Below are 14348 nucleotides of genomic sequence, written 5' to 3'. Positions count from 1 at the left end.
AAGTCACCTCGTCACCAAACCCCTCTGGTCCACAACCGGCCACCCATCCTCATCCCAACCCACCGTACTGATCTTCAACTTCGGTCGACCGTTATCCTGCATGTCGTAAGCATGGAAAATAAAATAATCCTGACCGTCGAAGGTATAAATACTGTTGTGTCCCAGTCCTGGCCATTGTTCGTTACCTTCCAGTACGATCGATCCGCCGCCCTGATCCATCCGGTTTCCGTCCTTATCCAGATACGGCCCCCGAATATCTTTTGACCGGCCCACTTTGACTTTGTAGGTACTTTCGGCACCCCGGCAACAATAGTCATAGGAGGCAAACAAATAGTAGTAGCCATTCTTTTGAAAAATGAAAGGCGCTTCCAGGGCCGCCTGTCCGGCCCGGTCGTCTTCTTCCAGCGGATCGCGTTCCCTCTTGGCGATGGTATGCCATTCCTGCGGCTGTGCCGGTTGCAGCCGGTTATCGGCGAGCTTAAATAGTTTGAGACCACCCCAAAACGAACCGAAGGACAGCCAGGCAGCGCCTTCCTCATCCACCGCCAGATTGGGATCGATCGCATTCCAGAGGTCCCGGTTGGGAATGGACTGAATGACCATACCGTGATCCTGCCATTTGAAATCCGGAGATTCAGGATCCAGGGTAGCGTTAGTAGCCACACCGATCGCCGACGTATTTTTACCAAATGCAGATATCGAATAATACAGGTAGTATTGACCGTCGTGATAGGAAATATCCGGAGCCCAGATGTGATTGCGGAATCCCGGTACTATGCTTTGTGTCCAGTCCGGTGCATGTTCAAATACGGCTGCCTGTTTAGTCCAGTTTTCCAGGTCCGGAGAGGACCAGACGGAAATACCCCGGCCGGTACAGAACAGGTAGTAGGTATCGCCCTGCCGGATCGCCACCGGATCATGGACCCGGATATCACTTTGGGCCCTTGTGCTGCCCACTGCAAACAGGCATATAATCGCTAATAATAAACGAAAGACAGGTAGTTTACACATAAGGCCGGGATTTGGTTTGGGAACAAATACGGAAAGGTTTTAGGCCGAATCATGAATCATGCGAATCAGGGGTTAAACTTGGAATCAATGTGCCTTTAGGCACAAAGTGTAGGTAGCAAAATGACCATTTCCCGGCTTAGCGTGCCGTAGGTACGCCATGTAAAACCATATTGCGTACCTACGGCACGCTGAACCTCCCAAATTATTGGACGGGCTACCTATATCTCGTCCCTCCGGGACTTTTAACTCCTGATTCGCATGAATCACACCCCGAATTTTATAAAAGCGGTGCCAAAGGCATTTATCAGCCTATTTTTTGCGGGGCTTGCGTTTGGCCTTGGTTCGCGCTACCGTCTTTTTCGCTTTGGTCGGAGCCGGAGCCGGTTCTGCCGGTTGATTCTGCATCCGCTGCCAGAATTGGTAGCCGTAGTAGCCCGCAATGCCCAATACACCCAAAATGATGATCAGGGAAGAGATCAGCGAAATAGCGACACCGGCTTTATAAACCCCGGGTTCAAATTCGAAAGTAATGGTATGCTGACCGGCGGGCACCCGCAGGGCACGAAGCAGATAATTCACGCGGATGTGATCCACGGGCTCTCCGTCGATGTAGGCATTCCATCCCTTGTCCGGTCCGTACCAGACCTCGGAGAAAACCGCAAGCTGCTCGGAGGAAGTATTGCTCTGGTAAGTGAGCTTATCCGGAGCGTATTCGGTCAGATTGATGGAACCGTTCGGACTCAGGTTCATACCGGAAACGTAATCCTGGAATTCCTGGTTTACGACGGCTACGTTGCTGGGATCAAGGTTGCCCAGGGCTGCGATCTCCGCATTGGCATCCGCTACCATTTCAATCGTATTTACGAACCAGGCATTGCCCAAAGCGTCGGGGTTTTGCTGGGCTGCGGGCTGGCCGTTCTGGCCGGGCTGAATAATATATTTGGTATTCAGCATATCGAGTACACCCTGATTGCCCTGGAGGATGTGCCGGTCAATGATATCCTGGTAACGCTGCAGTTTGGCGGCGTGATAACCACCGATAGATTTGTGATAGTAGGAAGTTTTGGTCGCTTCAAAGGTCGCTTCTGTCAGGTCCAGCACGCGGTAGTGCGGATCGGGGTCCTGCAGGATCTGCGTGTCCACCGGCCGGGGCGTAAAGGAGGCCTGGTATTGAGATTCCGGCACAAAGCTTTCGGCATTGATATACCGGCGACCGACGCCCCACAGATCGAAAAGGGTCAGTGCACCCAATCCCAGGATCAACCATTTTTGGTCGATCTTATTATTGATGAAGGCCCAGATCCCCGCAGCGCTCAGGGCGATCAACGCCAGACTGCGGAAGGCGTCCGACTGCATCAGCGACTGGCGCATGGAGACCAACAGTTCGGGGCGGAAGGTCTGCGCATTTTGCGCGTCCCGCATGTGGGTGAAATCAAACATGGAGGGGCCCAGCAACAGAAAGAACAGACAAAGACCACCCAGGATGCCTCCGGAGATCATCAGGCTCCGCATCACTTCCTGTTTAGTCACGTCACCCTTAACGATGCGGTTGATCGCCATCAGGCCGAGGGCCGGTACCAGTACGGAGGTCACTCCGAGCACGGAGTTGGGCGTCCGGAATTTATTATAAAGCGGCACCAGATCAAAGATCGGCCGGTTAAACCATTCGAGATTGCTGCCCATCGACAACATAAACGTAAACAGCGTACCCAGAGCCAGCCACCATTTGACCGGGCCTTTCACAAGGGAAATCCCCATCAGAAATAACAAAAAGATCACGGCCCCAAAATAGATCGGGCCGCTGGTAAAGGGCAGATCTCCCCAATACAAGGGCGCGCCGAAAGTTGCCGGCAGTTGTGCCCCGCGGCTGGTGAGGTCCCGGCCGATCTCGGAATCCCGGCTGATCGGTTCTCCGCTACCTCCCCCGGCTACGCCGGGAATGAAGGAAGAGAAAAGGTCGATGGTGCCGTTACTCCAGGCCATGGCGTAGTTCCAGGCCAGGCCTTCGGTCTGACTACTGTTATTCGGATCTACGGCGCCCTGCGCTTCCAGAATGGGTTTACCCCGCATGGTGTCTTCGGCGTACTCCAGAGTGGGGAGAATATTGGATGCTGTACTTCCCAGTGCCAGTAATCCGCCAACAACCAGGGTACCGGCGGCCTTTAAGAAATCCGGAACTTCCTGCTCCTTAATCGATTTGATCAACTGGGCAACTCCGAAAAATACCGTGGTCAGTACGAAGTAATAGGACATCTGCGGGTGACTGGCCCAGAGGTTGAGCCCCGTACCCAGAGCGAAAATAGCGCCGCCCAGCAGGTATTGCTTGCGAAAGGCAAGGATCATACCGGCAATTACCAAAGGTAGATAGAACAGGGCCATAAATTTGGAAATGTGCCCGGCCTCATAGATCGTCAGGCTATTGGTGGTGAGTCCGAAACTCACCGCCCCGACGATCGCCAGCCAGGGATTGACCCGCAACACCACCAGCATGATGAAGAAGCTCAACATCGCCAGAAAGAAATGGCCGGCCGGAGACGGTATACCCAGGCGGGCGATCTTTTCCAGAATGGTCAGCTCATTGCCTTTACGGACACTGTCGATCTGGTAGGTCGGCATGCCGCCGAACATCGAATTGGTCCAGAGTGCGTCTTTTCCGGTCTCAGCTTTGTAACTCTTGATCTCCTGTACCATGCCCCTCCACTGGGTAAGGTCGCCCTTAGGCATCACCTGTCCGTTGAATTGCGGAAAGAAGTAACTGATGCTAATTGCCAGAAAGAGCACAACTGCAGAAATATAGGGAAGCAATTTTTTGAACATATACTAATGGTTGTTGAGTATTTGCAATCAGAGTAAGTGGTCTTTTATACCACATTATAAAAAGTCCACATCCACGTCGTAGGGATAGGTCATGAGATATTCCAGGGCCCGGTCGATATCGAAACCTTCGAAAACCACCCGGTGCAACATCTCGGTGATTGGAACCCGCAAATTGTAATAATCGGCCAGTTGGCGGGTGATCTGCAAGGTACGGACCCCCTCGGCCAGCTCGGGCATGCTATCGGAAATATCTTCCATAGACTCTCCCTGACCCAGTCGGAAGCCAAAAGTGAAATTCCGGCTGCGTTTACTGGTGGCGGTGGCAACCAGGTCACCGATGCCCGCCGTACCAAAGAACGCACTTCCGGATGCGCCCATTGCCTTGCCGAAGTGGACCATTTCGGTCAGGCCGCGGGTGATCAGCATGGCCTGGAGGTTTTTACCCAGCCCTTTACCTTTGAGGATCCCTGAACCGAGCGCGATGACATTTTTCAATGCACCGGCCAGTTCCGCGCCCAGGATCTCATGGGAACCGAAAACGTGGAAATGTTTACTGTCCAGCACCATTTTTCCCGCGTGGATCACCTCATCGAACGGACTGGCGATCAGGGTAGCGGTCGGTTGGCCCTCCATGATCTCACTGGCCAGGTTGGGACCGGACAAACAGCCGACACGGACCACCACGCTTTCCTGCCGGATCACTTCACTCATGGTGCTGACGTTCTCGCGCTTCAGCTTCCCGCCACCGGGATTGGAGTCGGAAATGCCGCGAATATCAAACCCTTTGGTACCGTGGATGAGCATGTGGTAGGGGCGCAGATGTGGCCCCAGGTTATGCATCATCTTGCGAAAGTTGGTGGAAGGTACGATCGGAAAAAGCAGATTGCATTCCCGGGCCAGTTGTTGCAGGTCATTGGTAGCCTGTACACTGGCGGACAGATGAATGCCTAAGTGTTCCCGGGTGGAATTGATGGTATCCACCAGCTCGATATTCCGGCTGTATAGCAGTACATCGGCATTATAGGCCAGCAAGTTGGCGATGGCCGTTCCGAAGCTTCCCGCCCCGATCACTCCGACTGGTCGTTGTCCAGAAGTTTCTGACATCAATAGGATTTTTCACTTTGCCGTAAAAGTACATTTTCTGCGTTGAACGCGATAGTTTTCTACAAAAACATTATATTTGGGCCGTGCTCTTCGGAGTACTATGAGTTAATGCGACGCAATTAAGGAAAAGTTTATATCCGGATCCGATCCGGGTATAAGCCGCTGTCCTTAGTTGCGTCGCATTTTTTTTTGGTCATCCTTAATTCTTTAATTACAGTAGATTATGTTGAAATCACTACTTCCAAAGATCCTTTTTTCAGCCGTGCTGGTCGCCTGGTGTGCCACGCTGCCGGCCCAAAAGTTTTCTCCTGCGCAACTAAGTAAGATCGCGCAGCAATCCTTCCGGAATAAGATCCGGGTGAATTCTTCGGTAATGTTGCACCCCGAAGAATATGTAGACAAGATCCGGCAGATCCCGGCCGGAGAAGAAGTGCCTTACGGCAAAGGCCGGACTGCTCCCGAAGGCAATCTGACCGAATCCGAAGAAGCTGAGTCGGAGATCCACGCGGCTATCAACCCGGCCGATGAGAACAACATCATCGTTTCCGGTATGCTGCAGAAAGAATCCCCACTGCTGGGGGTGGAACTTTCCTTTCCTACCTATTACACCACCGATTTCGGTGAGACCTGGCAGAAAAGTGAGTTTGACGGGGTCGATTTCCTCGATCCCCTGGTAATTGTAGCCGGCGGCGGTGATCCCATTATCGTGTTTGAAGAAGACGGTACGGCTCATATCACCTGGCTGCTGCTGACCATGGATGTGCTGAACGGCCTCAAGACCGAAGCCAATCTTTATCTGGCTACTTCCGAAGACGGTGGCGCTACCTGGGAAATGGCCTCCCGCCCGGTAGACGGTGGAGAGATCGTCTTTTCCGGTTCCGGAGTGGATGGAGACATCGGCCTGGAATCCGGTAAGTTCGTAGACAAGGAATGGATGGCGGTAGATTACAGCGAGATCTCCTCCAACCGTGGCAACATCTACATTGCCTACGCCGAACTGAGCGCCGTAACCGATACCACGGTGGGGTACCGGATCCTGGTAAAGCGCAAATTGCCGGAGTCCAACAACTTCGCGGAAGAGGCGGTCGCTATAAATACGCCCGATTCCGTTCTGGTCCAATTTACCAGTATTGATGTAGATGACCGGGGTACGGTTCACCTGATGTTCACCCAGTTGGAATCGGAAACGGATCTGCCGACCTTATACTATACGTCTTCTGCGGATGGAGGGATGAGTTTCTCCCAACCCACGGCAATCTCCGATTTTAATCTGCCGTGTTTCCTGATCCAGGACAGTACCCAAACCTGCATCACCGGGATCGATCAGGCACGTATATATCCGAGTCCGCACCTGCGGGTAGACCGCTCCGGTGGCACTAATGACGGCAACCTGTACGTCGTCTGGATGGCTGCCGGTCTGGATGAAAATGTTACGACGGGCCTGGATATTTACTATTCCCGTTCTACCGATGCCGGTAATACCTGGGATACGCCGATCGTACTGAACCAGGATGCCGATCCGGTTACCGATCAGTTTCATCCCAGTCTGGCCGTCAATGAGAACGGAGTAGTCGTTGCGGGATGGTACGATCGTCGAGACGATCCAAATAACCTGGAAACCCATTATTATCTGACCTATTCCGATGACGGTGGCGCTTCTTTTGTGCCGGATTTTGCCGTTACCTCCCTTCCGAGTGATTTCTCCCAGATCGGCAGCCGGAACATGGGCTTCGGTATCGGTGAATACACGCAGATCGTTACCACCGGAGAGTACGCGATTCCTTTCTGGGCCGACGGACGGGGCAACGATGGTAATATTGAGATCTTCAGTTCCATTATCACCCTGGAAACGGCTACCACTCCGGTAGTGGATTTCGGTTCGGTCTCTACCAAATTCTCGGTAGGACAACCCAGCCCAAATCCCGCCAACGCTGAAGTACAACTTACCGTAAAACTGGAGGAAAAGTCCAGCCTGGCCCTGCGCCTGATGGATGTTAAGGGTAGTCAACTGGAAGTACTACACCAGGACAAAAATGCTTTCGCCGGAGAACACAATCTGCGTTTCTCCGTCGCGGACCTGGCGCCCGGTGTGTACAATCTGCTGGTGGAAACAGATTTTGGTTTCCGTACCAAACGACTGGTAGTTACCCCATAAATACTAAGTCCGGCTACGGCGGCCCGGATAATCGTATCCGCTGCAAATGGACTCCTGACTAAATTATTGACAGATGAAGGTGGCTCCGCCCGGCGGGGCTGCCTTTTTTTCAATGGATCACGCGTATCTTGACTTAAATCTGAAAGAAATTCCCAATTTAGCATGTCGGAGGTATGCCATGAAAAACCTACAGCAAGCTGAACCTTCAGGGTGATTGTACAGGCTGCCTATATTTTCGTCCTTACAGGACTCTTGATTCCTAATTGGCGGATCATCCCTATTCCTTACTCCTGACAAATCGTAGGCCGCTCACCCGACCGGCATTCAGTAGAAAACCCGAAGCAGCCTCATCTGCCTCTTTCTGAAATTCCACACTCCAGCCATTATCCATTTTGAATAGGGTAGTGGTAGTTGGAATCAGATCGAACCGGTACACTTCGCCGATCTTTAGCACCAGTTTCTCTTCTTCCACTTCCAGATCGTAGGTATAATCCAGTTCCGGAGAATAATAACGACCGCTGTAATCCGAAACATCGATCTCCGGTGTCGGTCCACTGACCCGAACGGTCGTGGAGGCAACGGCAAAACCTTTATTGGGTTTTGGTTCCAGTTCGTCGGTCAGACAGATGTCGGCAACAGCGTAGGCTTTGTCGCCGGGGGCGAAGGTGGTCACATTACTGAGGATAACCACCGAGAACAGTTGGTCGGGAAACTGTAAGTAATGCGCCCGGTATCCGCCGAGAGCACCACTGTGGGAAACGGTGCGCAATCCCCGGTAAAGATCATTCTGGAGTGCAAATGCGTAATCGACTTCGCTACCGTCCTTGTAGCGGCCGTTGGTGAGCATATCCTTGATCAGGTCCTGGCCGCGCTCTCCTAATTGGTTATCGTAAAAATTCTGATCCCAGAGAAACAGGTCCTGCACCGTGCTGTACAGGCCACCGGATCCAACGAGGTCGAAGCGCATGATCATATTCTCGATCTCACCCTCCCCGTTTTCGTGATATCCGGACGCCCGTTTGGGGATGATCCGCCGATTATCATCACCAAAAAAAGTATGTTCCATCCCTAATTTGCTGAAAATATGCTCGTCGGCGTATTCGCGGAGCGACTGGTCGGTGATGCGCTCTACGATCAGGCTCATCATGAAGTAGCAGGAATTGCTGTAGCGGTATTCCGTACCGGGTTCAAAGTTCAGTTGCTCCTGGCGCATGATCAGTTCGTAGATCTCGGATTCGGGAATTTCATCGAGGTGGGAGCGACCGATCAGTTCCCAGAGTGTGAGATTGTCCCGGATGCCGCTGGTATGGTGGATCAGATTGCGGGTAGTGATCGGGTAGCCGTAATCCGGGAATTCCGGCAGATAAGTACGGATATCGGCATCCAGATCGAGCTTGCCCTGTTCTTCCAGCAGCAACATGCACATCGCTACGAACTGTTTGGATACGGACCCGATGTAGAAGACTGTTTCCGGACCGATCGGGATCTGGTGCTCAATATTAGCCATCCCGTAACCTTTTTGGTATACGATTGTTCCATTCTGGATAACGGCCAGGGCGGCTCCCGGCATGTCCTGTTGGTCCCATTTCCGGAACACGGCATCGATGCGGGCCTCCTGATCCGGCGTGAGTTGGGCGTTTACCAGAAGCGGGCAACAAAAAGCCGCCAGAAAAACAAACATTCGGTAGTTAAATGGCATTTTTATAATGTTTTTGAAAAAGAAGTTGTCCGAAGTTTTCGGCTATCGATAAAGAATTTCCGACAAGTTCAAAATAAAAAATTAAAGAACGAATAAACCATCTTAGTATGAGAAAGTTAATTCTGCTTTTTATCCTGGGACTTAGCGTATCCCTTTCGGCTCAATCCGAAATGATCTCCACCAAAAAGGGAGACATCAAACTGACTCCCGTGGTGCACAGTACCATGGTGCTGGAGTTTAAGAACAAAACCATTTTTGTAGATCCATACGGCGGAGCCGAGAAGTTTACTGCTTTTGGCGCGCCCGATCTGGTCCTGATCACCGACATCCACGGGGATCATTTGAATAAGGAAACCCTCGGTGGACTCGATCTCAGCAAAACTACCCTGGTAGCGCCGCAGGCGGTGATCGACCAGTTGGGAGAGATTTCCTTCAAAAAGGTGAAGTCACTGGCCAACGGCGGTATGACCAAATGGAAGGGTATTGCCATTGAAGGTGTACCGATGTATAATCTGCCGGAAACGGAGGATTCCCGCCACCCAAAAGGCAGGGGCAACGGCTATGTGCTGACCATGGGAAAAAAACGGCTGTATATCTCCGGAGATACGGAAGATATCACGGAAATGCGTCAGCTGGAAAATATTGATGTAGCTTTTGTGTGTATGAATCTGCCGTATACCATGACGGTGGAGCAGGCGGCCGATGCGGTGCTGGAATTTAAACCGGAAGTGGTGTATCCGTTCCATTACCGGGGAAGCGAAGGTTTGGCCAATGTAGACCAGTTTAAAGAACTGGTAGATGCGGGCAATGCCGGAGTGGAGGTAAGACTTAGAAACTGGTATCCCGGCAATTAATGGGTAGTACATGGTCATAAGTCGTAGTTTTAAATAGGCTACGACTTATGACTTAAACTGTACTGAATTTACTGCTATTGGATATCTACGTTCACGAGGTGCAGGCCTTCTTTTTCCTGCCGTTCCCAGAGACCGTCAAACTCGGTGCGATCCAGCGCGCGTACGAATTTTGATTCGTAATCCCCGCGGCGATAGATGCTGATATAATGCGGTACATCATTCAGTTCGAAGTGCTCGTATTTGATCATCCGGTACCCGCTTTTGGTGCGCTGTAACAGATCCGTATTGAACTCTTTGGTATCGGTGGTCGTGAAGATGTGCGTTTGGGAAGTTACGGGACCGTAGTAATAGGAAACCAGATAAACGGGCGTTTTAGCCGGCGTCTGGAATACCTCAATATTCACGGGATAGTAATTCTGTTCTCCCATCTCTTCCGTTTTCTTTTCTACACCTTCTACGGAATCCAGTTTCCAGATCTTGTGTTTGGTGTCTCCCTGGTGCCAGATCCCCACAAAGTGATGGTCGATCTCGTTGAGGGCATTGGCCTCTACATCGGTCAGTACGTAATCCTCCTTGACCATGGCGCGTTTCATTTTTACGAAATCGCTCCAGCCGGTGATGATCTCCAGTTTGGATTTCAGATCACTTTTGCTGCCGATCAGCCAGTAATAACGTTTGCCGTCGATCAGTTTGGATTCAATGTCAATGGTGCGGAAACCCTGGTTGTTCCATTCCTGGACTTTCCCTTCTAGTGCATCTTCGGTAAGTTTATCGGCGTAAACCATTTGGGCTTCGGTCTGGTGAAACACGCCGGAAAAGACCTGTTGAGCCATAACAAAATGGCCTAAACCCATAAGTAGGGTGAGCATAATAGATTTCATCAGGTACAGTTTTTGGTTATTTTAATAAGTTATTCTCAATAGTAAATGTTCGTCATTACCTAAATTTTAACTGTGACCTGCGTACTTTATAGTGGGGCAGGGGGGTGATGAGGGAAAAAAGACGTTTTCGCGGACCTGATTTCCCTCATCATCTATGTTAACGACTTTTTTCCAATGCTTGGTTTACATCCGCTAATATATCTTTAATATTTTCCAATCCTACGGAAATTCGGATCAATCCCGGCCGAATGCCGACCGCCAGTCTTTCCTCCGCTTTTAGCTTGGAATGGGTGGTGGATGCCGGGTGCGTGACGATGGTCCTCGTATCACCGAGATTGGAGGATAGGGAACAAACCTGGACGGCGTTGAGAAAACGCATTGCCCGTTCCACACCACCTTCGACTTCGATCGTCACGATGCCGCCGCCCATTTTCATTTGCCGTTTGGCCAGCTTGTACTGCGGATGGCTGGGCAGGAACGGATAACTTACCTGGATGATCTCCGGATGCTGCTGGAGTTCCTCGGCCATTTGTAAGGCGTTGGCACAATGGCGATCCATGCGGACGCCCAGGGTTTCCAGGCTTTTGGACATCAGCCACGCATTGAACGGCGATAGGGCCGGGCCGGTATGCCGGCAGAAAAAGATCACTTCGTCGATCAGTTCCTGGGATCCCAGAACCATGCCGCCCAGCACACGTCCCTGGCCGTCGGTCCATTTGGTTGTGGAATGAACCGCCAGGTGGGCACCGTATTGCAGTGGCTGCTGTAAATAAGGCGTGGCAAAGCAGTTGTCGACGTTGAGAATAAGGTCGTGCACCCGCGCGAAATCTCCGGCAGCCTGCAGGTCTACCAGCGTGAGTCCCGGGTTGGACGGGGTTTCCAGCACGAACATCTTGGTATTAGACTGTACGGCCTCGCTCCAGGTTTCGGGTTGCGTCGGTTCCACGTAGCTGTGGGTAATACCCCAGCGCGGCAGTAGTTGGGTCAGGATCTGGTGGGTAGAACCGAAAACGGCCCGCGAAGCGATCACGTGGTCGCCGCTTTTCAGGAAAGCCATCATACTGGCGAAAACGGCGGCCATTCCGGAGGCCGTAGCGAATCCGGCCTCAGCGCCTTCCATGGCGCACATTTTGGCGATCAGTTCGTCGGTGTTGGGATTGTTGTACCGCGAATAGATGATGCCTTCGGCGTCGCCGGAAAAAGTATCGCGCATCACTTCGGCGGAAGGAAAGGTGAAGCTGGAGGTCAGGAACATCGGCGTACTGTGCTCCCGAAACCCCGTTTTATCCATTTGTCCCCGGATCGCACCGGTCTCAAATTCGTGATCTTTATGACTCATAGCTATTATTTTTGGTATGATGGCCGCTCCGCAAGCAACCCAAATGCTCATTTCGGCCGACCTTAACGGGGCCGAAGTCCGGTTTACTTCTGCTCCAGGATGGAATATTCCCAGGTGATGTTTACGGATTTTTCCAACATCTTGGACACCGAACAAAGTTCCTCGATGGAAAGACGGCAGGCTCTTTCTGTCTTTTTCGGATTGAGGTCCCCGTAGAGTTTATAGTGGAGATGAATGTCCGTAAATACGGAAGGAACTACGCCTTCGGCCCGCTGGCCTTCAACTTCCACTTCGATGTGTTTCAGATCCTGGCGCTGTTTTTTAAGCAGCAGAATAATATCGATCGTACTGCAACTGGCCATCGATGCCAGCAGCATCTGCATGGGGCGAACGGCTTTATTTCCTCCGCCGATCTTGGGAGCACCATCTGCTTCGACACTCAATCCGTCCTCGTTCGTGGACCGCATGTGGAAGGCATCGTCAATCCGTTCTAACTTGATTTTCATATTAAAAAGAATTTTATCGCTTGTTCCGAAGAGCAAGCCTGCACGGGAGAAATGAGCATCTGCTCATTGAATCCCTGGAATTACTCATTGAATAATGGGGAGCGCAAATATAGGGTTGCAAGTAGATAATTTTTTTAACAAAATTCGAGTTATTTTCCGGTATACTTGATTTTTTGCCGAGTGGTAGATACATTTGCAGCACAATCACTTCTTAGCAAGAATTGATTTTATACCGAAGGGTGGAGAGATCGGGCTCTACGAAACCCTGGCAACCTTATCACTTCCGATAAAAGGTGCCAAATCCCGCCGCTCAGATAATACTGTCGGAGTGGAAATATAAAATCGGATATCAAAATGTATTTACTTCTTCAGCAGGATTCTCCTGTACCGCATTATGCTCCCCTGTTACCAGGGCGGCCATTCCACAATGGCATTCGATGCTTTTTCCACTATTGTTGTCAGTAATTTTTTAACCCTTCGTAATAGGTCGAGGACGGGGACATCCCCATCTCCTGCGTCTTATTAGAAGCATAATAACCTATTTTACAAATTCTTAAACAAAACCCATGTCAGAATTAAAATTCGAAACCTTACAGCTACACGCCGGTCAGGAAGAAGTAGAATCCACCACCCGCTCGAGAGCCGTCCCTATTTACCAGACCACCTCTTACACCTTCAAGGATTCCGAGCACGGAGCCAATTTATTCGCACTGAAGGAGTTTGGCAATATCTACACCCGGATCATGAACCCTACTTCGGATGTTTTCGAAAAACGGGTTGCTGCCCTCGAGGGAGGTGCGGCTGCACTGGCGACCGGATCCGGTCAGGCGGCGCAGTTTATCGCACTGAACAACATTCTGCAGGCGGGAGATAATTTCGTATCTTCTTCCAATCTGTACGGTGGAACTTACAACCAGTTTAAGGTGGCCTTCAAACGGCTTGGCATAGAAGCGCGTTTCGCATCGGGCGATGATCCGGACTCTATCGAATCCAAGATCGACGAAAATACCAAGGCGATCTACGCCGAAACCATTGGTAATCCGTCTTTCAGTGTACCCGATTTCGAAGCCATTGCAGCAATTGCCAAAAAGCACGATTTACCCCTGGTGGTTGACAATACATTCGGCGGTTGCGGTTATCTGTTCCGTCCGTTGGATCACGGTGCCAATATCGTGGTGCAGTCCGCTACCAAATGGATCGGAGGGCACGGTACCTCGATCGGCGGGGTGATCGTCGACGGTGGTAACTACAACTGGGGCAATGGAAAATATCCTCAATTCACGGAGCCTTCGGAAGGTTACCACGGCATGGTGTTCTGGGATATCTTCGGTACGGACGGGCCTTTCGGCAATATCGCCTTTATCATTCGGGCCCGGGTTGAAGGCTTGCGGGATTTCGGACCGGCACTGTCGCCCTTCAATTCCTTCCTGCTGCTGCAGGGACTGGAAACCCTTAGCCTGCGTCTGGACCGCACCGTAGACAACGCCCTCACGCTGGCCAAGTGGCTGGAAAAACACCCGCAGGTAGAATCCGTCAATTACCCCGGACTCGAGAGCAGCCCCAACCACAAGCGGGCTAAAAAATACCTGAAAAGAGGATTTGGCGGCGTTTTGTCCTTCGTTTTGAAAGGAGAAAAAGAAAATGCCACCAAACTGGTCAATAACCTCGAACTGGTCAGTCACCTCGCCAACGTAGGTGACGCCAAAACACTGATTATTCAGCCTTCCGCCACCACGCACCAGCAACTGAGCGAAAGCGAGCAGCTTGCTGCCGGGGTTTCGCCCACACAGCTGAGGGTGTCCGTAGGGCTCGAACATATTGATGACATTAAAGGAGACTTTGAACAGGCTTTTGCCAAAGTTTTCTCCGGAGAAGCAGCACTGGCCTGATCAAGGGCTAAGTCCTAAAAGCAAGACGAAAGAAGGTGAGCTGGTAAGAATAGGCTAAAACCTGTTTTTGCAGCTCATCTTCTGGAATCTCAC

The 14348-nt window shown here is 51.4% G+C and carries 10 protein-coding genes and 1 riboswitch; of the genes, 3 read left to right on the top strand and 7 right to left on the bottom strand.

Annotation, left to right across the window (positions count from 1 at the left end):
• Nucleotides 1-3: 3 nt before the first annotated feature.
• From CRP01_RS00345 to CRP01_RS00335, 3 genes are all read right to left on the bottom strand, one after another.
• Nucleotides 4-1011 (bottom strand): arabinan endo-1,5-alpha-L-arabinosidase, encoded by a 1008-nt coding sequence (locus CRP01_RS00345; protein ID WP_099147987.1) that lies wholly within the window; start codon nt 1009-1011, stop codon nt 4-6.
• A gap of 309 nt (nt 1012-1320) precedes the next feature.
• Nucleotides 1321-3828 (bottom strand): YfhO family protein, encoded by a 2508-nt coding sequence (locus CRP01_RS00340; protein WP_099147986.1) that lies wholly within the window; start codon nt 3826-3828, stop codon nt 1321-1323.
• 54 nt (nt 3829-3882) lie between these two features.
• Complete coding sequence (locus tag CRP01_RS00335) at nt 3883-4932, bottom strand: NAD(P)H-dependent glycerol-3-phosphate dehydrogenase (protein ID WP_099147985.1); 1050 nt, start codon at nt 4930-4932, stop codon at nt 3883-3885.
• A gap of 223 nt (nt 4933-5155) precedes the next feature.
• Here CRP01_RS00335 and CRP01_RS00330 point away from each other — a divergent pair, with 223 nt between their 5' ends.
• A complete protein-coding gene (locus tag CRP01_RS00330) occupies nt 5156-7087 on the top strand; it encodes a T9SS type A sorting domain-containing protein (protein WP_143473212.1) in 1932 nt (643 codons plus the stop codon).
• A 277-nt stretch (nt 7088-7364) separates the two neighbouring features.
• Here the strand turns inward: CRP01_RS00330 and CRP01_RS00325 are convergent, their stop codons facing one another.
• Nucleotides 7365-8786: a serine hydrolase domain-containing protein gene (locus CRP01_RS00325; protein ID WP_099147983.1), complete on the bottom strand. Its 1422-nt coding sequence runs from the start codon at nt 8784-8786 to the stop codon at nt 7365-7367.
• Between the two features lie 107 nt (nt 8787-8893).
• On the opposite strand from CRP01_RS00325, the gene CRP01_RS00320 reads away from it, so the two are divergent.
• Nucleotides 8894-9640 (top strand): MBL fold metallo-hydrolase, encoded by a 747-nt coding sequence (locus CRP01_RS00320; RefSeq protein WP_099147982.1) that lies wholly within the window; start codon nt 8894-8896, stop codon nt 9638-9640.
• A gap of 74 nt (nt 9641-9714) precedes the next feature.
• Here CRP01_RS00320 and CRP01_RS00315 read toward each other — a convergent pair whose 3' ends face one another.
• From CRP01_RS00315 to CRP01_RS00305, 3 genes are all read right to left on the bottom strand, one after another.
• Complete coding sequence (locus CRP01_RS00315; RefSeq protein ID WP_099147981.1) at nt 9715-10521, bottom strand: hypothetical protein; 807 nt, start codon at nt 10519-10521, stop codon at nt 9715-9717.
• Between the two features lie 157 nt (nt 10522-10678).
• Complete coding sequence (locus CRP01_RS00310) at nt 10679-11860, bottom strand: trans-sulfuration enzyme family protein (protein ID WP_099147980.1); 1182 nt, start codon at nt 11858-11860, stop codon at nt 10679-10681.
• 83 nt (nt 11861-11943) lie between these two features.
• On the bottom strand, nt 11944-12366 hold the full coding sequence (locus CRP01_RS00305; RefSeq protein WP_099147979.1) for an OsmC family protein: 423 nt from the start codon (nt 12364-12366) through the stop codon (nt 11944-11946).
• A 224-nt stretch (nt 12367-12590) separates the two neighbouring features.
• A riboswitch (SAM riboswitch) is annotated at nt 12591-12709 on the top strand.
• A gap of 223 nt (nt 12710-12932) precedes the next feature.
• Between CRP01_RS00305 and CRP01_RS00300 the strand changes: the two genes are divergently transcribed.
• Complete coding sequence (locus CRP01_RS00300; RefSeq protein WP_099147978.1) at nt 12933-14255, top strand: O-acetylhomoserine aminocarboxypropyltransferase/cysteine synthase family protein; 1323 nt, start codon at nt 12933-12935, stop codon at nt 14253-14255.
• The last annotated feature ends 93 nt before the right edge of the window (nt 14256-14348 follow it).

Source organism: Flavilitoribacter nigricans DSM 23189 = NBRC 102662 (assembly GCF_002646595.1).
In the GTDB taxonomy this organism is placed as follows: domain Bacteria; phylum Bacteroidota; class Bacteroidia; order Chitinophagales; family Saprospiraceae; genus Flavilitoribacter; species Flavilitoribacter nigricans.
The sequence above is the reverse complement of the archived record's forward strand: the minus strand, read 5'-3'. Positions and strand labels throughout refer to the sequence as shown.